This is a genomic window from Streptomyces sp. NPDC079167 (assembly GCF_040686735.1).
GTDB lineage: Bacteria > Actinomycetota > Actinomycetes > Streptomycetales > Streptomycetaceae > Streptomyces.
This window is the reverse complement of the sequence record NZ_JBFBLO010000023.1, coordinates 17,229-40,402: the sequence shown is the minus strand read 5'-3', so window position 1 is coordinate 40,402 and position 23,174 is coordinate 17,229. Positions and strand designations below refer to the sequence as shown.

Genomic DNA, 23,174 nt, shown 5'->3' with positions numbered 1-23,174 from the left:
ACATGGGTGCGTACACTCCGCCCGTCTTCGCGGGGCCCGGGGCTCGCGCCCCCGGGCCCCCTGCGAGCCGGCAGGGTCAGATCAGGCCCTGCGCCAGCATCGCGTCCGCGACGAGCTCGAAGCCCGCGATGTTCGCGCCCACCACGTAGTTGCCCGGGCTGCCGTACTTCTCGGCCGTCGTGTGGCAGGAGTCGTGGATGTGGCGCATGATCTCCGCCAGGCGCTCCTCGGTGTGGGAGAAGGTCCAGGAGTCGCGTGAGGCGTTCTGCTGCATCTCCAGGGCGCTGGTGGCCACTCCGCCGGCGTTGGCCGCCTTGCCGGGGGCGAAGGCCACGCCCGCTTCCTGGAAGACACGGACGGCGTCGGGGGTGGTGGGCATGTTGGCGCCCTCGGCGACCGCCTTGACCCCGTTGCGTACGAGGGCGAGCGCGTCGGCCTCGTGGAGTTCGTTCTGGGTGGCGCAGGGCAGGGCCACGTCCACCGGGACGCTCCAGACGCCCGTGCCGGCGACGTAGCGGACGTGGTCGCCGCGCCGCTCGGCGTACTCGGAGATGCGGCCGCGGCCGTCCTCCTTGATCTCCTTGAGCAGCGCGAGGTCGATGCCCTTCTCGTCCACGACGTAGCCGCCCGAGTCGGAGCAGGTCACGACGGTCGCGCCGAGCTGCTGGGCCTTCTCGATGGCGTAGATGGCCACGTTGCCGGAGCCGGACACCGCGATGCGCTGGCCTTCGAGGGACTCGCCGCGCACGCGCAGCATCTCGGCGGTGAACAGGACGCAGCCGTAGCCGGTGGCCTCGGTACGTGCCTGGGCGCCTCCCCAGCCGAGGCCCTTCCCGGTGAGCACGCCGGACTCGTAGCGGTTGGTGATCCGCTTGTACTGGCCGAAGAGGTAACCGATCTCGCGTCCGCCGACGCCGATGTCACCGGCGGGGACGTCGGTGTACTCGCCCAGGTGGCGGTGGAGTTCGGTCATGAACGACTGGCAGAAGCGCATGACCTCGGCGTCGGACCGGCCCTTGGGGTCGAAGTCGGCGCCGCCCTTGCCGCCGCCGATCGGCATGCCGGTGAGGGCGTTCTTGAAGATCTGCTCGAAGCCGAGGAACTTCACGATGCCGAGGTTGACGGAGGGGTGGAAGCGCAGGCCGCCCTTGTACGGGCCGAGCGAGCTGGAGAACTCCACGCGGAAGCCGCGGTTGACGTGGATGTCGCCGGCGTCGTCCGACCACGGCACCCGGAAGATGAGCTGCCGTTCGGGCTCGCAGACACGCTCGATGATGCGGGCGTCGACGAACTCCGGTCGCTTCGCCAGCACGGGGCCCAGGGTTTCGAGGACCTCGCGCACCGCCTGGTGGAACTCGCCCTCGCCCTGGTTGCGCCGCAGGATCTCCGCGTAGAGCGGCTCGATGATCCGGTTCTCGGCGGTGCGCGGGGTGAGGGAGTCGGAGCTGGCCGGCATCTGATCAAGACCTTCCGTGGGTGGGCTCTTGCGCGTCGGCGCTCCCTGTCCCCGGAGGCGCCACCGGCCCGTGGGAGCCGTTGCACCCGGCAAGTCTCGCAGCGCGGCCCCGCACCGCCCCGGCGACATCCACATAGTGGCCACGGCGGTTCGTCCCGGTAGGGGCGCTTCCGTACCTGTACACCCCGCTCCCGCAAGGGCGGAGGGCCCGTACGGCGCCCGCGTCGCGGGGCCGTACGGGTGGCGAACCTCACAGCCGGAGGGGGGTGGCCGTGAGGTCCGCGCGGCCGCGGATCAGGCCGTGGCGTTCTCCGTCACGGTGACCTTTCCCTTGCGGATGGTCGCCACCCGGGGCGCCTTGCGGGCGAGGGAGCTGTCGTGGGTGACCATCACGAAGGTCAGTCCGTGTCCCTTCCACAGCCCGTCGAGCAGGTCCATGATCTCGTCGCGCATGGATTCGTCGAGGTTGCCGGTCGGTTCGTCGGCGAGCAGCACCTTGGGCCGCTTCACCAGGGCCCTGGCGATCGCGACGCGCTGCTGCTGACCGCCGGACATCTCGCTCGGAAGATGGGTGGGCCGGTCACCGAGGCCCACCGACTCCAGAGCTTCGGCGGCGCGTTCGCGACGGGTCTTCGCTCCGAGACCGAGGGGGACGAGGGCGGTCTCGACGTTCTCCTGTGCGGTGAGCGTCGGGATCAGGTTGAAGCTCTGGAAGACGAATCCGATGGACTCGGCCCGGACCTTGGTGAGCCGGGACTCGGGGAGCCTGGCCAGGTCGACACCGTCGAGCTCGACGGTGCCGGAGGTGGGCCGGTCGAGCCCGCCGAGCATCTGCAGGAGGGTCGACTTCCCTCCGCCGGTCGGGCCCTGGATGACGAGTCTTCCCCCGTCCTCGATGGTCAGATCGACACCGGCGAGCGCGTCGACGGGGTTCTTGCCGCGCATGTAGCGCTTGGTGACGCCCTTGAGCTGGTACACGTGTGGACTCCTGCTGTACGTACTTTCGGAAGGGGGAGTTACGCGACGCGGCGCAGGGCGTCGGCCGGCCGCAGCCGGGAGGCGCGCCAGCCGCCGAAGGCGCCGGCGATCAGTCCGCCCGCCACCGCCAGGGCGACGGCCACGAGGATCGTGGTGAGCGAGACGGGCGCGGTCAGCGCGATGTCCAGGGTCTTGGACGCGGTCTGACGCCCGGGGCCGCCCCCGCCCATCGGGCCGCCGCCGCCCATGCCGCCTCCGCCACCGGTGGAGCCGAGCTGGGCACTGAGGGTGGGGCTGACGGCGGTCACGGCGTAGGCGCCGGCGACGCCGACGGCGATACCGAGCACCCCGCCCATCAGGCCGTTGACGAGGGCTTCGCCGATGACCTGGCGGGTGACGCGCCCGCTCTTCCAGCCGAGGGCCTTGAGGGTGCCGAACTCCCGCACGCGCCGGCTGACCGCGGAGGAGGTCAGCAGACCCGCGACGAGGAAGGCGGCGATCAGGACCGCGACGGAGAGCCACTTGCCGACGCCGGCGGCCAGGTCGGAGGCGGTGGAGAGGGAGCCGGACACCGTGTCGGCGAGGTCGGCGGAGGTGGTGACCGTCGTGCCGGAGATGTTCTTCTGGATGGCGGCCTTGACGGTGTCGATCTGCTGCGAGTCCGAGGCCCGGACGTAGACCGTGGTGACCTTGTCCTCGGATTCGGAGACGGTCTGCGCCTGCTTCAGCGGGATGTAGACGTTGGCGGCCGCGTCACCGCTGTCCGCGGTGGAGATGCCCACGATCGTGTACTTCGTGCCGGAGATGGTGACGGTCTTGTCGACCGCGAGCTCCTTCTCCTCGGCGTAGGCGGAGTCGACCACCGCGACCTTGGCGTCGGTCTCGGCGGCCTTGAACGTACGGCCCTCGGTGATCTTGGAGGAGGTCAGCGGGCCGAGGTTCTGCTGGGTGACGTCGGTGCCGTACACGGTGAAGGAGTTGACGTCGAAGGATGCCCCTCCGCCCTGGACCTCACCCTGCGGCTGACCGCCGCCGCCCTGGCCGCCGGCGGGTCCGCCGCCCTCGCCCGCGCTCTCGTCCTGCTTGAACTCGCCGCGCTTGAACTGGCCGTCGACCTTCATGACCGAGAGGCTCAGCCCGCCGACGGCGTCCGCGACACCCTTCTGCTCGCCGACCTTCCCGACGGTGCTGGAGGCCAGCGTCTGGAAGCCCTGGACCATGACGCGGTCCGTGCTCTGGGTGGCGTCCTCGTCCTCCTTGGCGTCGAAGTTGAACCTGGGCCGCTCGGTGCCCCCGGACCCCTGGGCGGCGGCGGCCTTGGTCACCGTCATGTCCGTGCCCAGGCCGTACAGCGATTCGAGGACCTTGTCCTGGGCCTTGCTCATGCCCGAGGAGACCGAACTGACGACGATGACCAGCGCAATGCCGAGGGCGAGCCCCGAGGCGACGACGAGCGCCGCCTTTCTGCGGCGGCGCAGTTCGCGCCGGAGGTAGGTGAAGAACATGGCGCGAAGGTATGGAGCGGGCGTGATGAGGAGTTAAGTACGCGATGAGAGCAGGATGAGAACACTGCCGGCGCACATATGCCTCCGGGCCCGCACACGCCGAAGGCGGCGGCGCCCGGAAGGATCCGGGTGCCGCCGCCTTCGGAGGGGAAGAGGCGCGGTCAGGAGATCAGGCGGCGTTCGCCGTCCACTCCGACCAGCTCATGTTCCAGCCGTTGAGACCGTTGTCGGGAGCGATGGTCTTGTCCGGGGAGTTCTTGACCACGACCACGTCGCCGATCATGGAGTTGTTGTAGAACCAGGCACCGGCCGTGTTGGGGTCGTCGGCGCCCTTGGCGTCGGCCAGACCGACACAGCCGTGGCTGGTGTTGGCGCTGCCGAAGATGCCCTTGCCCCAGTAGTTGCCGTGGATGAAGGTGCCCGACGTGGACAGCCGCATGGCGTGCGGGACGTCCTTGATGTCGTACTCGCCCTTGCCGTCGTCGTCCGTGAACCCGACCGTCGAACCGTCCATGCGGGTCTCCTTGTACTTCTCGGAGATCACCATCTGGCCGTTGTACGTCGGGTTCTCCGGGGAGCCGGCGGAGATCGGGATGGTCTTGATCGTCTTGCCGTCCCGGGTGACGGTCATGGTGTGCGCCTTGGCGTCCACGGTGGAGACCTGGTTGCGGCCGACCTTGAAGGTGACCGTCTTCTGCTGCACGCCCACGACACCGTCGGCGCCCTCGACGCCGTCCAGCGCCAGCTTCAGCGTGACGGTGGAACCGCCCTGCCAGTAGTCCTCGGGGCGCAGGTCCAGGCGCTGGTTGTTGAACCAGTGGCCGACGACTTCCTGGCCGCTGCTCGACGTCACCTTGATGCCGTCCTGGACGGCCTTCTTGTTGGTGATCGCCTTGTTGAAGTTGATCGAGACCGGCATGCCCACACCGACGGTGGAACCGTCCTCGGGGGTGAAGTTGCCGATGAAGCTGTTCTCGGGCGAGACGGTCGTGAAGGAGCTGTTGGCGTGCGCCTCACGGTCCTTGGAGTCCGCCGCGGTCGCACTGATCTTGTACGTCGTCGAGCGCTCGAGCTGGCCGGCGGGCTTCCAGCTGGAGCCGTCGGCCGCGAGGGTGCCCTCGACGGCGTCGCCCTCCGCCGAGGTCATGGTGACCTCGGTCAGCTTGCCCTTGGCGACGGTGACCATCGCGGCGTTGTTGATGCTCGCGTTCGTCGCACCGTTCTTCGGCGCGATCGTTATCTGTGCTTCGGAGGCGTCCTTGGCCGCCGCCTCGTCCACCTGTGCCTGTGACTTCTTCGAGCTGTCGGCGCTCGCGCCCGAGTTCGTACCGCCGTCGTCGCTGCAGGCAGAAAGCACCAGAACGCCGCCGAGCAGTGCGGACGCGGCCATGAGGCCCCTGCGCCGCTTGCTGTCCGTCATCACACGCTTCTCCATCGTTGCCGATTCCCCAAGATCCCCGGACAAGGTCGCCCGACGGCGATTCCCCGTCAATGTTGCTAGAACACCGTGACCGGGTCTTCCGTTCCACATCCGCCGCGGATGTGGGGAACACCACTCATCGACGCACCCGGGGCCACGGCGGTTCCCGCCACCTTTGAGGAGTGCTCCGCGGGCGTCAGCGTTCCGTGGTGCCGCCGCCTTCTTCGTCGTCCGTCTCATTGTCCTCGATCCCGTAGTACGCCTCGTCCCCGTCCTCTCCGGCGGCCCAGTCCTCGGCGTCGGGGTCGTAGTCGATCGTCTCGCTGCTCCAGGAGGCCTGGGCGAGCTCGACCCCGGGCACCTGGCTGACCAGATCGAACGGGTCGATCAGCGAGGCGAGGGCTTCCGCTGCGTCTTCCCGGACCGTCTCCTCGGCATGCGTGCGTTCCTCTGCGGACTCGTCGGCGGACGCCCCGGATGCGGTGAAATCCGCGGCGATGCTCTCCAGGGCGGTACCGGTCAAAGCGTCCGCGTCGCTGACCTCCAGCACCATCTCCACGCGAAGCCGAACAAATGAGGGTGTCTCCGAAGTGCTCATACGCCGGAGCGTAAGGCTCCCGGGACCTGTGGGTTTCCACCGACCCGCTGCTTTGCTTAGCATCGGCCCACGGGGCTAACTGATGGCTGTCGCAAGGGGATCGATTCTGTGTCCATCGCTCGTCGCACGCTGCTGACCACCACAGCGGCAGGCACCCTGCTCTGTGCTCTCTGGTTCGTCCCCTCCGCCAACGCGAGCGGTGAGGCAGGCACACAGGGCGGTTCCGCCGGCTCGTCCGCCGGGACCCGGCAGGCCTCCGCCACGGCGGAGTTCGCCTCCGGGGACACGCTCGCCGACACCGGGGCGGGTGTCGACACGACTCCGTACCTGATCGGCGGGACGGCCTCGCTGTGCGTCGGCGCGGGGTTCGTCGGTTACTCGGTGCGCCGGGGCTCCACCGGCTTCTGAGCCACGTGAGGGCTGCCGCGCCCCGCGGGGCGCGGCAGCCCTCACGCGTACGCGCTCAGGCCAGCGGCCCGGTCACCGCCTCGACGGCCGCGACCAGCTTCCCCTCCCGTACGAAGGTGTCGGCGGCGGCCAGGTCCGGGGCGAGGAAGCGGTCGGGGCCCGGGCCCTGGACACCGGCGGCGCGCAGTGCCGCGACGACGGCCTGTGAGGCGGGTGCGGGGGTCAGCCCCTCGGCGGCACGCAGCTCCACGGCGCGCGTGGCGGCGTACAGCTCGACGGCCACGATCCTCGCGAGCCCGGTGACGGCGGTACGGAGCTTCCGGGCGGCCGACCAGCCCATGGAGACGTGGTCCTCCTGCATCGCGGAGGACGGGATCGAGTCGACGGACGCGGGCACGGCGAGCCGCTTCAGCTCGCTGACCAGGGCGGCCTGCGTGTACTGGGCGATCATCAGCCCCGAGTCCACCCCGGCGTCGTCGGCGAGGAACGGCGGGAGGCCGTGCGAGCGGTTCTTGTCCAGCAGCCGGTCCGTGCGGCGCTCGGTGATCGACCCGAGGTCGGCGGCGACGATGGCCAGGAAGTCGAGGACGTACGCGACGGGGGCGCCGTGGAAGTTCCCGTTCGACTCGACCCGACCTCCCCCACTCTCGGCTCCGCCCGAGCGGGAGGTGCCCCCAGGAAGCACCACCGGGTTGTCGACTGCGGAGGCCAGCTCGCGGTCGGCGACGAGCGCCCCGTGCGTGAGGGTGTCGCGCCCGGCGCCGTTGACCTGGGGGGCGCAGCGCACGGAGTAGGCGTCCTGGACCCTCGGGGCGTCGTCCTGATGGTGACCGGTGAGGCCCGACCCGGCGAGCACCCGCAGCATGTTGTCGGCGGACACGCCCTGGCCGGGGTGCGGGCGGATCGCGTGCAGCTCGGGGGCGAGGACCCGGTCGGTGCCGAGGAGCGCCTCCAGGGAGAGCGCTGCGGTGATGTCCGCGCTGGTGTAGAGGTTCTTCAGGTCCGCCAGGGCCATCACGAGCATGCCGAGCATGCCGTCGGTGCCGTTGAGGAGGGCGAGGCCCTCCTTCTCGCGCAGCTCGACGGGGGTGATGCCGTGCGCCGCGAGGAGCTCGCCGGCGGGGCGTACGACGCCGTCCGGGCCCTCCGCGTCGCCTTCCCCCATGAGGGTCAGGGCGCAGTGCGAGAGCGGGGCGAGGTCGCCGGAGCAGCCGAGCGAGCCGTATTCGTGGACGACGGGGGTGATGCCCGCGTTGAGCACGTCGGCCATGGTCTGCGCGACCTCGGGGCGTACGCCGGTGTGGCCGGAGGCGAGCGTCTTCAGCCGCAGGAACATCAGGGCGCGGACGACCTCGCGCTCGACGTGGGGGCCCATGCCCGCCGCGTGCGAGCGGACGATGTTGCGCTGCAGCTGGGCCCGGAGGTCCGGGCTGATGTGCCTGCTGGCCAGGGCCCCGAAGCCGGTGGAGACGCCGTAGACCGGCTCGGGCTTGGCGGCGAGGGCGTCGACGATCTCCCGTGCGGCGGAGAGCGCCTCGACGGCGGCTGCGGAGAGTTCGACCCGGGCGCCCTGACGGGCCACGGCGACGACGTCCTCGGCGGTCGTTCCGGATGTCCCCACCACGACTGTATGCATATCCATATTCAGAAGCGTACGGACTGAAACCCGTCATGTCACCAGTGGTAGTGCGGTTGACCCCTTACGCCTCAGCCGTGGCCTGGGGTCTTTCGATTGGATCAGGCCGGATCAGGGAGCGGGGCCCGGTGCCGTGGATCCCGCTCGAGCGAAGCCGAGAGCGGGGGGAGAAGCCCAGAGCCTGGGGAAGAGTGACGACAACGCCGCGAGGTGCGGTGCCAGCGCGCGCGAGCCCGGCATATTCCGAACGAGGGGCCCTAGGCGTCACCGCCGGGCGGACTGCCGCGGAGCCTGCGGCGGTCGTGGGGCGGCCTGGGCGGGGAGTCGGCGAGCCGGATCACGTCACCGTCGCGCCCGGCGACCACCGGCCGCCGGGAGTGCGCGGCCTTCGCCCGGTACTGGGCGGCGTCCGCCAGCCGGAAGAGCCGGCGCGCGGACGGGACCGGGCCGATGTCGTCACCGGTGGACGCGACCCCGCAGGCGACCCCGTCCCCCAGCTCCAGGGACACGGCCCGCGCGCAGAGCTCCTCGGAGACCCGGACCACGTCGTCCGCCTCGGGACCCACGGCGAGCAGGCAGAACTCGTCCCCGCCCAGGCGCGCGGCGAGGGCGCCCGGGAGCATGGCGCCGCAGAGCGAGAGCACGGAGCCGAAACGTTCCAGCAGGCGGTCGCCGACCGCGTGGCCGTGCGTGTCGTTGACCGCCTTGAGGCCGTTCAGATCGCACACGACCAGACTGACCACGGCCCCCTCGGTGCGGTGCAGGTCCACCGCCTCGTCCAGACGGAGATCGACGGCCCTGCGGTTGGCGAGGCCGGTCAGCGGGTCGGTGAAGGCCAGCTTGCGGACCTCCTCCAGCCGCTCGGTCTGCGCGATGCCCGCGGCGACGACGGCGGCCAGCACGGTCGCGAAGTCCGCGTCTTCCCGGCCGAAGACCGGGGCCCCCGCCGGACGGGCCACATACAGCTCCCCCCAGGCCCGCCCGTGCAGCACGATCGGCGCCACCACGCAGCAGCCCCGCCCGCGCCGGCGCAGCGCGGCGACCCGATGGTGACAGTACGGGCGGGCACTGGCGTTCGACTGGGTCGGCGTACCGACGGCCGGGGCGCCGTCGGCGGTCTCCACCCAGGCGTCGGGCTCGCCGCCGCCGGCCCAGCGCTCGTGCAGGAACTCGGTGATCTCCGGGAACTGGTGCACGGGGTAGGCCTCCGCCTCGGGGAACTCCTCCTCCCCCTCGGCACGCTCCCCGGCGTTGACCAGCACCCGCAGCCTGCCCTGCTCCCGCTCCCACACGGAGAGGGCGGCGAAACTGCCGGCCAGCGCCTCGCACGCCCCCACCGCCGCGGCGTGCCAGGACTCGCGCGGGGTGCAGGCCGCCGCCATCGTCTGTGCCAGCGCAACCACGGCGCGCAGCCGCGCATCATCGCCCATCGCCCCAGCTTAGGTAGAAATGCGATGATTTGATCAGTCGGCGGCGCTGATGATCTTCAGATCGCTCCCCGGATCTCCCCGGCCCACTCGCGGATCACTCTCCGGGCCAGCTGGGCTTCCGCTTCTCGTTGAACGCGGCGACACCCTCGGCCCGGTCGCCGGAGAAGGCCACGGAACGCCAGGCGGCGTCCTCCACCTCGAGCCCGGCCCGAAGGTCGAGCCCCTGCCCCAGCCGCAGGGCCCGCTTGGCCGCCCGGAGCCCCACCGGGGAGTTCGCCGCGATCCGGCCGCCGAGTGCCAGCGCCTCCTCGCGGTCCCTGCCGGCCTCGACCAGCTCGTCGACCAGGCCCAGCTCACGCGCCTCGTCGGCCTCCACCCGCCGGGCGGAGAAGACCAGCTCGGCGGCGCGCGCCGCGCCGACCCGGCGGGGCAGCAGCTGTGTGCCGCCGCCGCCCGGGATGACGCCGACGGACACCTCGGGCAGCCCGACCACGGCCGTGCGGTCGGCCACGATCACGTCGCAGGCCAGCGCGAGCTCGAAGCCGCCGCCGAGGGCGTAGCCGTGCACGGCGGCGACGACCGGCATCGGGAGCTCCAGCACGCCGGTGTAGGCGGCCCTGGCCGTGGGCCGCTGCCGCACGAGCTCGGCGTCGGTGAAGGAGTTCCGCTCCTTGAGGTCCGCGCCCACGCAGAAGGCCCGGTCGTGGCTGGACGTGAGCACGGTCGCCCGCACCCCCTGATCGGCGCCGAGCGCGGCACATGCCTCGGCGACGGACCTGGCCATCGCCGTGCTCACCGCGTTCATGGCCTCGGGCCGGTCGAGCACCAGCTCCGCGACGTGCTCCTGGCCCTCGTGCCGCCGTACGACGACGAACTCCCCGAACCTCTGCTCCGACGTGACACCCATGCCTGCACCCCTCCGGTTAACGAGCGTTACCGGGATCCTAGGGTCTCGTCCGGAACGGGCGGGGCCCGCCCGTTCGCGTCAGGTCGACGCCTTGCCCCGCCGGGCCAGCAGCCACGGCTCCACCACGCCGAGACCGCGGACCGGCCGCTGCCACATCGGCTGCAGCCCGAAGCGGTACGCCGGCGACGGTGGCTCCTCGTCCGGGCGGCGGTCCTCCTTCTCCGCCAGCCGTGCCCGCTCGGCCGCGGCGGCGGCCTCCTCGGCCTCGGAGGCGGGTGCGTCGCCGTTCCTGATCAGCTCCGCGGCGAAGGCGCCGTCGACCAGCACCGCGTCCTTCGGCGCTATCGACGTGAGCCGGCTGGCGAGGTTCACCGTCGTACCGAACACGTCGCCCATGCGCGTGGTCACCGTGCCGAACGCGATGCCGACCCGCAGCGAGGGCATCGTGGTGTCCTGGCCCATCGCCTCGACCAGCCGGAGCGCTATCTCGCCCGCCGTGCCCGCGTCGTCCGCCGCGAAGAGGACCTCGTCACCCAGGGTCTTGATGAGCCGCCCGCCGTGCGCGGCGACCAGGTCGGCCGAGGTGGTCTCGAAGGCCTCGACCAGCTCGCCGAGCTCCTCCTCCTCCAGCCGCCGGGTCAGCCGGGTGAAGCCGACGAGGTCGGCGAAGCCCACGGCGAGCCGCCGGTCGACCATCTCCTCGTCGTCCCCGGTCTGCACGACCCGTCCCGTGGCGGCGGCGAGCTGGCGCCGCCACACGTAGACCAGGAACTCCTGCAGCTCGGGCAGGAGCAGCTCGATCAGCGGATACGTGACCTCGGTGCGGGTCATACCGGGCTCGGGGGGCTCGGTCAGCCCCGCCAGGAACGAGTCGATCTGCCACTCCGCGAGCCGTGCGGTGGTCTGCCCGGTCGACCGGGCCACCTGGATCGCCATCGGCTCGCTGAGCAGCCCGGCCTCGACGAGGCCGGCCAGGCGCCGCAGCGCCAGGACGTCGGCCTCGGTCAGCGCCTTGGCCTGCCCGATGTCCGCGAAGCCCATCGCCCGCCAGAACCGGGACGCCAGGTCCATGGAGACCCCGGCCGTCCTGGCCGCCTGGAACGGCGTGTAGCGGCGGTCGGCCCCAAGGATCAGGGCCTCCAGCCGGATGGCGAGCGGATCGTCCGTCGGTTCGGCCGTGTGATCGACCTCGTGATGCGGTGTCGAGTGGACGGACGGTCCCGACGAGGGCCCCGCGCCGTCGTCGGAGTTCGTGTCGTCGACGGTCACCGGCCGCCTCCTGCCCGTTCCCTGCGCACTGCCCTGCCGATCTGTCGCTGGATCGCCTCAACGATACGGCAGGTGTGCCCTGGCTCACGTCCGTGGTGGCGCGGTTCCGGCTCCGTCATACGTGACATCACCCGTATGTGCGGGGCGCGGGATCAGGTGAGACCGCCCTCCTCCCCGCGCAGGTGGACGATGTCTCCGGCCGACACGGGTTCCTGCAGTCCGTCGGCCGTGGCCAGCACGAGCCGTCCGTCACCGTCGATCGCGACGGCCTCACCGACGAGGGACCGGTCGCCGGGCAGCTCCGCCCGCACGGTCCGGTCCAGCGTGGCGCAGCCCGCCGCGTAGGCCGCCTGGAGCCCGCTCTCCGACGCGTCGCCGTTCGCGTCGCGCCATCGGCCGTACCACTCTTCCAGTGACCGCAGGACGGCCCTGAGCAGGGTCTCGCGGTCGGTGGAGACGGCTCCGGCGAGCGCCAGCGAGCCGGCGTGCGGGGCGGGCAGCTCGGCGGCGCGCAGCGACACGTTGAGGCCGATGCCGATCACGACCCCGTCCCCGGCGCGCTCGGCGAGGATGCCGCCGGTCTTGCGTTCCGTGTCCCCGATCGTCACCAGGAGGTCGTTGGGCCATTTCAGCGCCATGTCCACGCCCGCCGCCTGCGCGAGACCCGTGGCGGCCGCGACGCCGGTCAGCAGCGGCAGCCATCCCCACCGTTCGACGGGTACGTCTCCGGGGACCAGGTGGACGGACAGGAAGAGGCCGGAGCGGGGCGGGGCCGACCAGCTGCGGTCGAGGCGCCCGCGGCCCGCGGTCTGCTCCTCCGCGACCAGCACCGCGCCTTCGGCCAGACCGCCCTCGGCGGCCCGTGCCGCGAGGTCGGTGTTGGTGGATCCGGTGGCCTCGACGATGTCGAGCGAGGTCCACAGACCGCCGGGCTTCAGCAGCCCCCGGCGGAGCGCCGTGGCGTTCAGGGGCGGCCGGTCGAGGTCCGACCAGCGGTTGTGCGGCGCATCGGGAGGAGTCATGCAACCCACATTAGGTGTGGCCAACGACGCACTGCTGAACCGTATCCGCGCCGATACGCTACGGGTCAGTAGCCAGGACCCGCCGACGAGCAGGTAGCCGTCGAGCACGTCACCGGCTGCAGCAGATGTACCAGCCGTCCCCGTGACCAGGCAGGGAGCCGCCACCCGATGTCCGAGCCGCAGAGCGACATCCACACCACCGCGGGCAAGATCGCGGACCTGCAGCGCCGTATCGAAGAGGCCACGCACGCAGGTTCCGCCCGTGCGGTCGAAAAGCAGCACGCGAAGGGCAAGTTGACCGCCCGGGAGCGTGTCGATCTCCTGCTCGACGAAAATTCCTTCGTGGAGCTCGACGAGTTCGCACGGCACCGGTCCACCAATTTCGGCATCGAGAAGAACCGCCCTTACGGGGACGGCGTCGTCACCGGTTACGGCACGGTCGACGGCCGCCCCGTCTGCGTGTACTCGCAGGACTTCACCATTTTCGGCGGATCGCTCGGCGAGGTCTACGGCGAGAAGATCGTCAAGGTCATGGACTTCGCGATGAAGACCGGCTGCCCGGTCATCGGCATCAACGACGGTGGCGGCGCCCGCATCCAGGAGGGGGTGGCCGCCCTGGGACTCTTCGCCGAGATCTTCCGCCGCAACGTCCACGCCTCGGGTGTCGTCCCGCAGATCTCCCTGATCGTCGGGCCGTGCGCGGGCGGCGCGGTCTACTCCCCCGCGATCACCGACTTCACGGTCATGGTCGACCAGACCTCGCACATGTTCATCACGGGTCCTGACGTCATCAAGACCGTCACCGGTGAGGACGTCGGCTTCGAGGAGCTGGGCGGCGCCCGCACGCACAACACCACGTCCGGCGTGGCCCACCACATGGCGGGCGACGAGAAGGACGCCATCGAGTACGTCAAGTCCCTGCTGTCCTACCTCCCGTCGAACAACCTCTCCGAGGCCCCGGCCTTCCCGGAGGAGGCCGATCTGGAGACGACGGACGAGGACCGCGAGCTCGACAGCCTCATCCCGGACTCGGCGAACCAGCCGTACGACATGCACACCGCGATCGAGCACGTGCTCGACGACGGGGAGTTCCTGGAGACGCAGGCCCTGTTCGCGCCGAACATCATCACCGGTTTCGGCCGCGTCGAGGGCTACCCGGTCGGCATCGTCGCCAACCAGCCGATGCAGTTCGCCGGCTGTCTGGACATCGACGCGAGCGAGAAGGCCGCGCGCTTCGTCCGTACGTGCGACGCGTTCAACGTGCCGGTCCTCACCTTCGTCGACGTGCCCGGCTTCCTGCCGGGCGTCGACCAGGAGTACGGCGGCATCATCCGGCGCGGCGCCAAGCTGATCTACGCGTACGCGGAGGCGACCGTCCCGCTGATCACGGTGATCACGCGCAAGGCGTTCGGCGGGGCGTACGACGTCATGGGCTCCAAGCACCTGGGCGCCGACCTGAATCTGGCCTGGCCGACCGCGCAGATCGCGGTGATGGGCGCACAGGGCGCGGTGAACATCCTGCACCGCCGCACCATCGCCGCAGCCGAGGACCCCGACGCCACCCGCGCCGAGCTGATGGCCGACTACGAGGACGCGCTCCTCAACCCGTACGTCGCGGCCGAGCGCGGCTACGTCGACGCCGTGATCATGCCGTCCGACACCCGGGCGCACCTCGTGAAGGGCCTGCGCCAGCTCCGTACGAAGCGCGAGTCGCTGCCGCCGAAGAAGCACGGCAACATCCCCCTCTAGCCACCGGGAGGCACCATGATCAAGGTCGTACGGGGCAATCCGACCCCGGAGGAGCTCGCCGCCGCCCTCGCGGTGGTGCGGGCGCGCGCCGCGGCGGTGACCGACGTGCCGTCCGGCGCCCCGCTGCCGCCCGAGCAGTGGTCGGACCCGGGGCGGATCGCACGCCGGGGCGCGCTCCGGCCGGGGCCCCGGTCCTGGGCACGGACGTACTGGCCCTCCTGAGAGCGGGCCGGGCGGCGCTTGAGTACGCGTACTCAGGCGCCGCAGCCGTCTCCGGAGCACCATCGAAGGCATGCTGTGGTCCGACCCCGAGAACAAGCCGCCGAAGGAACTGCGCGACGCCCAGGACATGATGCGCCGTGCGGGGCTGCTGCTGGCGCTGGCCATGGTCGTGGCGATGTTCGTCCTGGGCACCCGCTGAGCTCTGCGGCCCGCCTACGATGGCCGGTATGACTGACCAGCGCCGTCTCGTGCTCGCCTCCGCGTCCCCCGCCCGTCTCGGTCTGCTGCGGCAGGCGGGTTTCGCCCCGGAGGTGATCGTCAGCGGTGTGGACGAGGACGCCCTGACCGCACCGACGCCGGGCGAGCTGGCGCTCGTACTGGCCGAGGCGAAGGCCGCCGCGGTGGCGGCCCGCCCCGAGGTCTCGGGCGCGCTCGTCATCGGCTGCGACTCGGTGCTGGAGCTGGACGGCGAGGCGCTCGGCAAGCCCGCCGACAGCGAGGAGGCCACCGCCCGCTGGAAGGCCATGCGCGGCCGTTCGGGCATCCTGCAGACGGGGCACTGCGTCGTCGACACGGCCACCGGCCGCACGGTGTCCCGGACCGCGTCCACCGTCGTGAGGTTCGGCGAGCCGACGGACGCCGAGGTGGCGGCCTACGTCGCCTCGGGTGAGCCTCTCCATGTCGCCGGGGCGTTCACCCTGGACGGCCGTTCGGCGCCGTTCGTCGAGGGGATCGAGGGCAGCCACGGCAACGTCATCGGGCTCTCGCTGCCGCTGCTGCGCCGCCTGCTCGGCGAACTGGGCGTCTCCGTCACCGACTTGTGGGTCTGAGCCCTCACACCGGCTCGGGAGCCGCTGCCGTGTCGCTTCCCACCGCTTCCGGCTCGCTCCGGTCGAACGCCACCAGGGTCAGCACGATCAGCGCCAGGACGGCCATCAGGAACACGAAGGCGGCCCAGCCGATCAGCCCCACCGCGAGGGCACCCAGCACCCCGTGGACGACCGCGCAGGCGATCAGGGTGATCCTGCCGGCGCGGCCCGGAGCCCGGTCGCGTATCCCGGCCAGGAGCGGTATCAGCCCGCAGAGCACCAGCAGGACGCCCAAGACGCCGCCCATCACCCACGTGCCGGTGACCATGGCGTCCGGGTCCATCCCGGCCAGGGACATGCGCTGGTTGCCGGCGACCGTCGCGAGGACGCCGTTGACGAGCACGATGCCCACGGCTTCCACGAACAGAACGACCGCGGTCACGAACGCCACTGGTCTGCGCACCACCGCTCCCACCCCCTGTTACCTGTAGTACGTCCGGTACAGCGCGGACCCTACAGGGGGGCACCCCCTGCTCCTCAAGAGCTTGGGGGAGGGTAACGCAGCGGACAAGGGTTCGCGCACGCTTCCGCCGGCTGTGGCGCCTCCCCCGGGCGGTGGCAAAGATTCCCTCGTCCGTTCGTAGGGAGTCCACAAAGAAACGCCGCGTGGCGTTAACCGTACGAACAGAGACTTGGGCCACACTTCGTGGCTACTGTGCGGTTGAGGATCGCGGCGTAACGTGGTGCGACAAGGGATTTCGCGACTCGAGCAAGCCTCGAATCACACTCCGTGTGGGCAAGTTCACTATGGGGGACGGGTCGTACGGCCGTGTTGGTAGTCCCTAAACTCAGCTTGTTCTCAAGGAGGGAGTCATCGTGCGCAAGGTGCTCATCGCCAACCGTGGCGAAATCGCTGTCCGTGTTGCCCGGGCTTGCCGGGATGCCGGAATCGGGAGCGTAGCCGTCTACGCCGATCCGGACCGGGACGCTCTGCATGTGCGCGCGGCCGACGAGGCTTTCGCTCTGGGCGGTGACACTCCGGCCGCCAGCTATCTGGACATGGCCAAGGTGCTCCAGGCCGCCAAGGACTCGGGTGCCGACGCGGTCCACCCCGGTTACGGCTTCCTGTCGGAGAACGCGGAGTTCGCGCAGGCGGTGCTGGACGCGGGTCTGACGTGGATCGGTCCGCCGCCGCACGCGATCCGGGACCTGGGTGACAAGGTCGCCGCCCGGCACATCGCCCAGCGCGCCGGTGCCCCGCTGGTGGCCGGCACGCCCGACCCGGTGTCCGGTTCGGCCGAGGTCGTGGAGTTCGCGGAGAAGAACGGCCTGCCGATCGCGATCAAGGCCGCCTTCGGTGGCGGCGGGCGCGGGCTGAAGGTCGCCCGCACCCTGGAGGAGATCCCCGAGCTGTACGACTCCGCGGTCCGTGAGGCCGTCGCGGCGTTCGGCCGCGGGGAGTGCTTCGTGGAGCGCTACCTCGACAAGCCCCGGCACGTGGAGACGCAGTGCCTGGCCGACACCCACGGCAACGTCGTGGTCGTGTCCACGCGTGACTGCTCGCTGCAGCGCCGCCACCAGAAGCTGGTCGAGGAGGCCCCGGCCCCCTTCCTGTCCCAGGCGCAGAACGAGCAGCTGTACGCGGCGTCGAAGGCGATCCTGAAGGAGGCCGGCTACGTCGGCGCCGGGACGGTGGAGTTCCTCGTCGGCGCGGACGGCACCATCTCCTTCCTTGAGGTCAACACCCGTCTCCAGGTCGAGCACCCGGTCACCGAGGAGGTCACCGGCCTCGACCTCGTGCGCGAGATGTTCCGTATCGCCGACGGTGAGGAGCTCGGCTACGGCGACCCCGCGGTGCGCGGGCACTCCTTCGAGTTCCGGATCAACGGTGAGGACCCGGGCCGTGGCTTCCTGCCGGCCCCCGGCACCGTCACCCTCTTCGCCCCGCCCGCCGGCCCCGGTGTCCGCCTGGACGCGGGTGTCGAGTCGGGCAGCGTCATCGGCCCGGCGTGGGACTCGCTGCTGGCCAAGCTGATCGTGACCGGCGCGACCCGTGAGCAGGCCCTGCAGCGCGCCGCGCGTGCACTGGCCGAGTTCCAGGTGGAGGGCATGGCCACCGCCATCCCCTTCCACCGTGCGGTCGTCGCCGACCCGGCGTTCACCGCCGACCCGTTCCGGATCCACACCCGGTGGATCGAGACGGAGTTCGTCAACGAGATCACGCCCTTCACGGTCCCCGCGGACACGGAGGCCGACGAGGAGTCCGGCCGCGAGACCGTCGTCGTCGAGGTCGGCGGCAAGCGCCTGGAGGTCTCCCTGCCCTCCTCGCTCGGCATGAGCCTGGCCCGTACGGGTCTGGCCGCCGGGGCCAAGCCCAAGCGCCGCGCCGCGAAGAAGTCCGGCTCCGCGGCCTCCGGCGACACCCTCGCCTCCCCGATGCAGGGCACGATCGTCAAGATCGCCGTCGAGGAGGGCCAGGAGGTCAAGGAAGGCGATCTCGTCGTCGTCCTCGAAGCGATGAAGATGGAGCAGCCCCTCAACGCCCACCGCTCCGGCACGGTGAAGGGGCTGGCGGCGGAGGTCGGCACCTCGGTGTCGTCCGGCGCCGCGATCTGCGAGATCAAGGACTGAGCACCCGCTCTTCCGCCACTGGGGGCCCGGCGACCGCCGGGCCCCCAGTGGCATCCTTGTGACGCGGAGCGGATACCAGGGAGGACGGGGTGAGTGCGATGGGAACGGCACCGACACCGGCACGGCCGATGCGCGCCGACGCGCGCCGCAACTACGACCGGCTGCTGAGCGAGGCCCGGGTGTCCTTCGCCGCACAGGGCACGGATGCCTCGCTGGAGGACATCGCCCGGCGGGCGGGCGTCGGCATCGGCACGCTGTACCGGCACTTCCCGAACCGTCAGGCCCTGATGAACGCGGTGTTCCAGGAGGCCCTGACCGCACTGCTCGACCGCTCCCGCGAACTGGCGCGGTCCGACCGGCCCTGCGCCGCGCTGGTGGAGTGGCTGGGCGCGATCGTCACTCACGCGGGTGAGTACCACGGGCTGGCGCAGGCACTCATGTCCGCCTCGGGCGACACGACTTCGGCGCTGACGTCCTGTCATGTGCCGCTGCGTCAGGCCGGGGACCGGCTGCTGGCGCGCGCCAAGTCCAGCGGCTCGGTGCGGGCGGACGTGTCGATCGACGACCTGCTGCAGTTGACGAACGCCATCGCGCTGGCCGCAGAACAGACCCCGGCCGACCCTGCTCTGGCCGACCGGCTGCTGCGGCTGACGCTCCGCGGCCTCAAGGCCGACCCCGCCGACCCCGCACCGTCGGATCCGCAGGGCGACTGACCGGGGCCGCAGCCCTCTACGGCCTCACCGGCGCCGCATGTCCGCGACCCGTCCCACCGGCCCCTCCGCCAGCGCCGCGGCGCTCCGCAGCTGCGGGCCGAGCCCTCCCGGCCCTCCGTGCCCGCCCTGAGTCCGCCGCTGGCCCGGCAGCGGCATGTCCGGCCGCGTCTGCCGTCCCGGTGGCAGAGGATCGCCACCCCCGGACTCCGTGTCGGGCCCCGCCACCGTGATCTCCACGCCCTGGTCGGCCAGGGCCTGGAGCTCCGTGGCCGCACGCTCGTCGTGCACCGGGGGCTCGTCCGTCACGAGACGGGTGATCAGCTCCGTGGGAACCGTCTGGAACATGGTGTCGGAGCCGAGCTTCGTGTGGTCCGCGAGGACCACCACCTCGGCTGCGGCCTGCACCAGGGCACGGTCCACGCTCGCCGACAGCATGTTGGACGTGGAGAGCCCGCGCTCAGCGGTCAGCCCGCTCCCGGAGAGGAACGCCCGGCTCACACGCAGCCCCTGGAGGGACTGCTCGGCACCGCTGCCGACGAGCGCGTAGTTGCTCCCGCGCAGGGTGCCGCCCGTCATCACCACTTCCACCCGGTTGGCATGGGCCAACGCCTGGGCGACCAGCAGCGAGTTGGTGACCACGGTCAGACCGGGCACCCGCGCGAGCCGGCGGGCCAGCTCCTGCGTGGTCGTTCCGGCGCCGACCACGATGGCCTCGCCCTCACCGACCAGGCCGGCCGCCAGGTCGGCGATGGCCGTCTTCTCCGCGGTGGAGAGATGGGATTTCTGCGGAAAGCCGGACTCCCGCGTAAAACCGCCCGGCAAGACCGCACCGCCGTGCCGGCGGTCGAGGAGTCCTTCTGCCTCCAGTGCCCGCACGTCCCGCCGTACGGTCACTTCGGAGGTCTGGACGACGCGGGCGAGCTCACGGAGCGATACCGCCCCGTTGGCGCGCACCATTTCGAGGATCAATTGACGACGTTCTGCAGCGAACACGAAACTGACAGTAACCTGGCCGTAGGTTGCTTTTCAGCAGTTTGCGCCGAATAACAGAAGTTGTGCACAGACAGGGCCCCCTGGTGGTATAGGGGGCCCTGTCGTCGGTCGGAGCAGTGAGCGCTACGCGTCGCCCTCGGTCTTACGGGTGTGCAACTGCCGTGCCACTTCGGCGATCGAGCCGGAGAGGGAGGGGTACACGGTGAAGGCGTTGGCGATCTGCTCCACCGTCAGGTTGTTGTCCACGGCGAGTGCGATCGGGTGGATCAGCTCGCTGGCCCTCGGCGCGACGACGCAGCCGCCGACCACGATGCCGGTGCCGGGCCGGCAGAAGATCTTGACGAAGCCGTCCCTGATGCCCTGCATCTTGGCGCGGGGGTTGCGCAGCAGCGGCAGCTTCACGACACGGGCGTCGATCTTGCCCGAGTCGACGTCCGACTGGCTGTAACCGACGGTGGCGATCTCGGGGTCGGTGAAGACGTTCGCGGAGACCGTCTTCAGGTTCAGCGGCGCCACCGCGTCGCCGAGGAAGTGGTACATCGCGATCCGGCCCTGCATCGCGGCGACCGAGGCCAGCGCGAAGACGCCGGTGACGTCACCGGCGGCGTACACACCGGGCGCGCTGGTGCGGGAGACCCTGTCGGTCCTGATGTGCCCGGACTCCTTGAGCTGGACCCCGGACTCCTCCAGACCCATGCCCGCGGTGTTCGGGATCGCGCCGACCGCCATCAGGCAGTGCGTGCCGGTGATGACACGGCCGTCGGCCAGCGTGACCTCGACGCGGTCGCCGACGCGCTTGGCGGACTGTGCGCGGGAGCGGGCCATGACGTTCATGCCACGGCGCCGGAAGACGTCCTCCAGGACGGCCGCGGCGTCCGGGTCCTCGCCGGGGAGCACCCGGTCACGGGAGGACACGAGCGTCACGCGCGAGCCGAGCGCCTGGTAGGCGCCGGCGAACTCGGCGCCGGTGACACCCGAGCCGACCACGATGAGCTCCTCGGGGAGCTCGTCGAGGTCGTATACCTGGGTCCAGTTCAGGATGCGCTCGCCGTCGGGCAGGGCGTCCGGGATCTCCCGGGGGTGGCCACCGGTCGCGATCAGTACGGCGTCGGCGGTGAGCCGCTCCTCGGTGCCGTCGGCGGCGGTCACCACGACCTGCCGGGACCCGTCGGCGGCCTGGAGGCCCTCCAGCCGGCCGCGGCCGCGCATGACCCTGGCGCCCGCGCGGGTGACGGAGGCGGTGATGTCGTGGGACTGGGCGAGTGCGAGGCGCTTGACGCGTCGGTTGACCTTGCCGAGGTCGACACCGACGACCCGGGCGGCCTGCTCCTTGTGCGGGGTGTCGTCGGCGACGATGATGCCGAGTTCCTCGTAGGAGGAGTCGAAGGTGGTCATCACCTCGGCCGTCGCGATCAGGGTCTTGGAGGGCACGCAGTCGGTGAGGACCGACGCGCCGCCGAGGCCGTCGCAGTCGACGACGGTCACCTCCGCGCCGAGCTGGGCGCCGACCAGTGCCGCCTCGTAGCCGCCGGGGCCGCCGCCGATGATCACGATCCGGGTCACGAAAAGTCCGCCTCGCGTGGTGTCATCCCACGGCCGTCTGCCGCCCCGGCCGGGGGTCCGGGGGATCGCCCCGGCGTATGCAGTACGTAATTCATTGTCCCGCACGCGCCAAGCTGCTTCGCCCCGGGGCCCTCCATACGGGAACGGGCCCGGCCGGGCCACGGCCTCCGGCTCCGCCGGACCACCCACGACCGGGCCTTTTCCTCGCCGGAACCGGCACACTCCCCGCCGCCTCCCGTACCCTCGACCCCATGTCGCTCTACGCCGCGTACGCCGGCAACCTCGACGCGCGGCTGATGACGCGCCGCGCACCGCACTCCCCGCTGCGCGGCACGGGCTGGCTGAACGGCTGGCGTCTGACGTTCGGCGGCGAGCAGATGGGCTGGGAGGGCGCGCTGGCCACGGTGGTGGAGGCACCCCGTTCCCAGGTGTTCGTCGCGCTGTACGACCTGGCTCCGATGGACGAGGACTCCATGGACCGCTGGGAGGGTGTCGGCCTCGACATCTACCGGCGCATGCGGGTGCGCGTGCACACCCTGGACGGTGAGGAGCCGGCCTGGATGTACGTCCTCAACGGCTACGAGGGCGGGCTGCCCTCCGCGCGTTATCTGGGCGAGGTGGCGGATGCCGCCGAGTCCGCGGGCGCGCCGCACGACTATGTGATGAACCTGCGCAAACGACCCTGCTGAGCCGGGCCCTGCGGGCACCTTCTGTACGAAGATACGAATGTGACCGGCCAGACTCTCCGCCGTCACATCTACGCGCGTAGGGAATCAGCGGTTACCCTCATCCGCGTGAACGCATCTGTTATTCCGGACCACATCCAGGGCGACCCCCGCGCCGCCGCTGCCGACGCCGCCGCCCGCCTGCGCGAGCTGACCGGCGCCGATACCCACGACGTCGCCCTGGTGATGGGCTCCGGGTGGGCCCCCGCGGGCGATGCGCTCGGCGTCCCGGAGGCCGAGTTCCCGGTCACCGCCCTGCCCGGATTCCCGGCCCCGGCCGTGGAGGGCCACGGCGGCATGATCCGCTCGTACCGGATCGGGGCGAAGCGCGTCCTGGTCTTCCTGGGCCGTACGCACTACTACGAGGGCCAGGGTGTCGCGGCGGTCGCGCACGGTGTCCGTACGGCCGCCGCGGCGGGCTGCGGGACCGTCGTCCTCACGAACGGGTGCGGCGGCCTGCGCGCCGGGATGCGCCCCGGCCAGCCGGTCCTCATCAGCGACCACATCAACCTCACGGCGGCGTCGCCGATCATCGGCGCCAACTTCGTCGACCTGACGGACCTGTACTCGCCGCGGCTGCGCGCGCTGTGCAAGGAGATCGACGAGTCGCTCGAAGAGGGCGTGTACGTGCAGTTCCCCGGCCCGCACTACGAGACCCCGGCCGAGATCGGCATGGTCCGGGCCATGGGCGGAGACCTGGTCGGCATGTCCACCGTCCTGGAGGCCATCGCGGCGCGTGAGGCGGGTGCGGAGGTGCTGGGCATCTCCCTGGTCACGAACCTCGCGGCGGGCCTCAGCGGCGAACCCCTCAACCACGAGGAGGTCCTCCAGGCCGGCCGCGACTCGGCGACCCGGATGGGCGCGCTGCTGGCCCGGGTACTGGACCGGATCTAGCCGGGACCGGCAGGGAGCTCCGACCCCTGCACCCCCGCTCCTCGAACGCCGGAGGGGCTTGATGCTGCCGGGCTCCATATCCAGCCCCCACCGGGGAGGCTGGAGTTGCGGAGGCAGCCGAATCCAGCCCCGCCGGCGTTTGAGGCGCGGGGTCCGGAAACCCGGGCCCCCCAGCGCCACCCTGAGGCGCAGGCCGACCAAGACCCAGCCCCGCCGGCGTTCCAGGCGCGCGGGGGCCCGGGAAGC

The 23,174-nt window shown here is 71.2% G+C and carries 22 protein-coding genes; 9 read left to right on the top strand and 13 right to left on the bottom strand.

The features are described from left to right. Window positions 1–76: 76 nt before the first annotated feature. The 5 genes from gdhA to AB0P41_RS32465 form a co-directional block, all read right to left on the bottom strand. Complete coding sequence (gdhA, locus tag AB0P41_RS32485) at window positions 77–1,456, bottom strand: NADP-specific glutamate dehydrogenase (RefSeq protein ID WP_356712961.1); 1,380 nt, start codon at window positions 1,454–1,456, stop codon at window positions 77–79. A gap of 294 nt (window positions 1,457–1,750) precedes the next feature. Next, on the bottom strand, window positions 1,751–2,434 hold the full coding sequence (locus tag AB0P41_RS32480; RefSeq protein ID WP_365935690.1) for an ABC transporter ATP-binding protein: 684 nt from the start codon (window positions 2,432–2,434) through the stop codon (window positions 1,751–1,753). Window positions 2,435–2,472: 38 nt separating this feature from the next. Then, the gene (locus tag AB0P41_RS32475; RefSeq protein ID WP_365935688.1) at window positions 2,473–3,939 is read right to left on the bottom strand and encodes an ABC transporter permease; all 1,467 of its coding nucleotides are present in this window, start codon (window positions 3,937–3,939) and stop codon (window positions 2,473–2,475) included. A gap of 169 nt (window positions 3,940–4,108) precedes the next feature. Continuing rightward, entirely contained in the window at window positions 4,109–5,374 is a 1,266-nt protein-coding gene (locus tag AB0P41_RS32470; protein ID WP_356712955.1) for an Ig-like domain-containing protein, read from the bottom strand. A gap of 181 nt (window positions 5,375–5,555) precedes the next feature. After that, window positions 5,556–5,957: a hypothetical protein gene (locus AB0P41_RS32465; protein WP_365935686.1), complete on the bottom strand. Its 402-nt coding sequence runs from the start codon at window positions 5,955–5,957 to the stop codon at window positions 5,556–5,558. Window positions 5,958–6,065: 108 nt separating this feature from the next. Between AB0P41_RS32465 and AB0P41_RS32460 the strand changes: the two genes are divergently transcribed. Continuing rightward, complete coding sequence (locus tag AB0P41_RS32460; protein WP_356712953.1) at window positions 6,066–6,365, top strand: hypothetical protein; 300 nt, start codon at window positions 6,066–6,068, stop codon at window positions 6,363–6,365. Between the two features lie 55 nt (window positions 6,366–6,420). Here AB0P41_RS32460 and hutH read toward each other — a convergent pair whose 3' ends face one another. The 5 genes from hutH to AB0P41_RS32435 form a co-directional block, all read right to left on the bottom strand. Further along, window positions 6,421–8,007, bottom strand: coding sequence for a histidine ammonia-lyase (gene hutH, locus AB0P41_RS32455; RefSeq protein WP_356712951.1), 1,587 nt, complete (start codon window positions 8,005–8,007; stop codon window positions 6,421–6,423). A 251-nt stretch (window positions 8,008–8,258) separates the two neighbouring features. Further along, window positions 8,259–9,431 carry a GGDEF domain-containing protein gene (locus AB0P41_RS32450; protein WP_356712949.1) on the bottom strand — a complete coding sequence of 391 codons (1,173 nt, stop codon included), beginning with the start codon at window positions 9,429–9,431 and terminating at the stop codon, window positions 8,259–8,261. 94 nt (window positions 9,432–9,525) lie between these two features. Then, window positions 9,526–10,338: an enoyl-CoA hydratase-related protein gene (locus AB0P41_RS32445; RefSeq protein WP_365935684.1), complete on the bottom strand. Its 813-nt coding sequence runs from the start codon at window positions 10,336–10,338 to the stop codon at window positions 9,526–9,528. A gap of 78 nt (window positions 10,339–10,416) precedes the next feature. After that, a complete protein-coding gene (locus AB0P41_RS32440) occupies window positions 10,417–11,607 on the bottom strand; it encodes an adenylate/guanylate cyclase domain-containing protein (RefSeq protein WP_356712945.1) in 1,191 nt (396 codons plus the stop codon). Window positions 11,608–11,759: 152 nt separating this feature from the next. Then, window positions 11,760–12,629 carry a biotin--[acetyl-CoA-carboxylase] ligase gene (locus tag AB0P41_RS32435; RefSeq protein WP_356712943.1) on the bottom strand — a complete coding sequence of 290 codons (870 nt, stop codon included), beginning with the start codon at window positions 12,627–12,629 and terminating at the stop codon, window positions 11,760–11,762. Between the two features lie 168 nt (window positions 12,630–12,797). Here AB0P41_RS32435 and AB0P41_RS32430 point away from each other — a divergent pair, with 168 nt between their 5' ends. The 4 genes from AB0P41_RS32430 to AB0P41_RS32415 all read left to right on the top strand — a co-directional run bounded on the left by AB0P41_RS32430 (window position 12,798) and on the right by AB0P41_RS32415 (window position 15,430). Beyond that, the gene (locus tag AB0P41_RS32430) at window positions 12,798–14,378 is read left to right on the top strand and encodes an acyl-CoA carboxylase subunit beta (RefSeq protein ID WP_365935682.1); all 1,581 of its coding nucleotides are present in this window, start codon (window positions 12,798–12,800) and stop codon (window positions 14,376–14,378) included. Window positions 14,379–14,393: 15 nt separating this feature from the next. Further along, a complete protein-coding gene (locus tag AB0P41_RS32425; RefSeq protein ID WP_356712939.1) occupies window positions 14,394–14,600 on the top strand; it encodes an acyl-CoA carboxylase epsilon subunit in 207 nt (68 codons plus the stop codon). Between the two features lie 70 nt (window positions 14,601–14,670). Then, the gene (locus AB0P41_RS32420; RefSeq protein ID WP_099174806.1) at window positions 14,671–14,799 is read left to right on the top strand and encodes a morphogenic membrane protein MmpB; all 129 of its coding nucleotides are present in this window, start codon (window positions 14,671–14,673) and stop codon (window positions 14,797–14,799) included. 19 nt (window positions 14,800–14,818) lie between these two features. Next, window positions 14,819–15,430: a nucleoside triphosphate pyrophosphatase gene (locus AB0P41_RS32415; RefSeq protein ID WP_365935679.1), complete on the top strand. Its 612-nt coding sequence runs from the start codon at window positions 14,819–14,821 to the stop codon at window positions 15,428–15,430. 4 nt (window positions 15,431–15,434) lie between these two features. On the opposite strand, the gene AB0P41_RS32410 is transcribed toward AB0P41_RS32415, so the two are convergent. Next, window positions 15,435–15,872: a hypothetical protein gene (locus AB0P41_RS32410; protein WP_356713143.1), complete on the bottom strand. Its 438-nt coding sequence runs from the start codon at window positions 15,870–15,872 to the stop codon at window positions 15,435–15,437. A 413-nt stretch (window positions 15,873–16,285) separates the two neighbouring features. Here AB0P41_RS32410 and AB0P41_RS32405 point away from each other — a divergent pair, with 413 nt between their 5' ends. Further along, window positions 16,286–18,040 (top strand): biotin carboxylase N-terminal domain-containing protein, encoded by a 1,755-nt coding sequence (locus AB0P41_RS32405; protein ID WP_356712935.1) that lies wholly within the window; start codon window positions 16,286–16,288, stop codon window positions 18,038–18,040. Between the two features lie 98 nt (window positions 18,041–18,138). Further along, window positions 18,139–18,753, top strand: a complete 615-nt coding sequence (locus tag AB0P41_RS32400; RefSeq protein ID WP_365935677.1) for a helix-turn-helix domain-containing protein — start codon at window positions 18,139–18,141, stop codon at window positions 18,751–18,753. Between the two features lie 24 nt (window positions 18,754–18,777). Here AB0P41_RS32400 and AB0P41_RS32395 read toward each other — a convergent pair whose 3' ends face one another. Both AB0P41_RS32395 and AB0P41_RS32390 read right to left on the bottom strand, forming a co-directional pair. After that, a complete protein-coding gene (locus AB0P41_RS32395; RefSeq protein ID WP_356712933.1) occupies window positions 18,778–19,746 on the bottom strand; it encodes a DeoR/GlpR family DNA-binding transcription regulator in 969 nt (322 codons plus the stop codon). A gap of 123 nt (window positions 19,747–19,869) precedes the next feature. Further along, window positions 19,870–21,309, bottom strand: a complete 1,440-nt coding sequence (locus AB0P41_RS32390) for an NAD(P)H-quinone dehydrogenase (RefSeq protein WP_356712931.1) — start codon at window positions 21,307–21,309, stop codon at window positions 19,870–19,872. Window positions 21,310–21,560: 251 nt separating this feature from the next. Between AB0P41_RS32390 and AB0P41_RS32385 the strand changes: the two genes are divergently transcribed. Both AB0P41_RS32385 and AB0P41_RS32380 read left to right on the top strand, forming a co-directional pair. Continuing rightward, window positions 21,561–21,998 carry a gamma-glutamylcyclotransferase gene (locus AB0P41_RS32385; protein ID WP_033297850.1) on the top strand — a complete coding sequence of 146 codons (438 nt, stop codon included), beginning with the start codon at window positions 21,561–21,563 and terminating at the stop codon, window positions 21,996–21,998. 105 nt (window positions 21,999–22,103) lie between these two features. Beyond that, window positions 22,104–22,928 (top strand): purine-nucleoside phosphorylase, encoded by an 825-nt coding sequence (locus AB0P41_RS32380; RefSeq protein ID WP_356712929.1) that lies wholly within the window; start codon window positions 22,104–22,106, stop codon window positions 22,926–22,928. The last annotated feature ends 246 nt before the right edge of the window (window positions 22,929–23,174 follow it).

Bases quoted from the DNA above. Each gene is read 5' to 3' on its own strand.
- gdhA (WP_356712961.1), bottom strand. From the start codon at position 1,456: ATGCCGGCCAGCTCCGACTCCCTCACCCCGCGCACCGCCGAGAACCGG.
- AB0P41_RS32475 (WP_365935688.1), bottom strand. From the start codon at position 3,939: ATGTTCTTCACCTACCTCCGGCGCGAACTGCGCCGCCGCAGAAAGGCG.
- AB0P41_RS32470 (WP_356712955.1), bottom strand. From the start codon at position 5,374: ATGGAGAAGCGTGTGATGACGGACAGCAAGCGGCGCAGGGGCCTCATG.
- AB0P41_RS32465 (WP_365935686.1), bottom strand. From the start codon at position 5,957: ATGAGCACTTCGGAGACACCCTCATTTGTTCGGCTTCGCGTGGAGATG.
- hutH (WP_356712951.1), bottom strand. From the start codon at position 8,007: ATGGATATGCATACAGTCGTGGTGGGGACATCCGGAACGACCGCCGAG.
- AB0P41_RS32450 (WP_356712949.1), bottom strand. From the start codon at position 9,431: ATGGGCGATGATGCGCGGCTGCGCGCCGTGGTTGCGCTGGCACAGACG.
- AB0P41_RS32445 (WP_365935684.1), bottom strand. From the start codon at position 10,338: ATGGGTGTCACGTCGGAGCAGAGGTTCGGGGAGTTCGTCGTCGTACGG.
- AB0P41_RS32435 (WP_356712943.1), bottom strand. From the start codon at position 12,629: ATGACTCCTCCCGATGCGCCGCACAACCGCTGGTCGGACCTCGACCGG.
- AB0P41_RS32430 (WP_365935682.1), top strand. From the start codon at position 12,798: ATGTCCGAGCCGCAGAGCGACATCCACACCACCGCGGGCAAGATCGCG.
- AB0P41_RS32425 (WP_356712939.1), top strand. From the start codon at position 14,394: ATGATCAAGGTCGTACGGGGCAATCCGACCCCGGAGGAGCTCGCCGCC.
- AB0P41_RS32420 (WP_099174806.1), top strand. From the start codon at position 14,671: ATGCTGTGGTCCGACCCCGAGAACAAGCCGCCGAAGGAACTGCGCGAC.
- AB0P41_RS32415 (WP_365935679.1), top strand. From the start codon at position 14,819: ATGGCCGGTATGACTGACCAGCGCCGTCTCGTGCTCGCCTCCGCGTCC.
- AB0P41_RS32400 (WP_365935677.1), top strand. From the start codon at position 18,139: ATGGGAACGGCACCGACACCGGCACGGCCGATGCGCGCCGACGCGCGC.
- AB0P41_RS32385 (WP_033297850.1), top strand. From the start codon at position 21,561: ATGTCGCTCTACGCCGCGTACGCCGGCAACCTCGACGCGCGGCTGATG.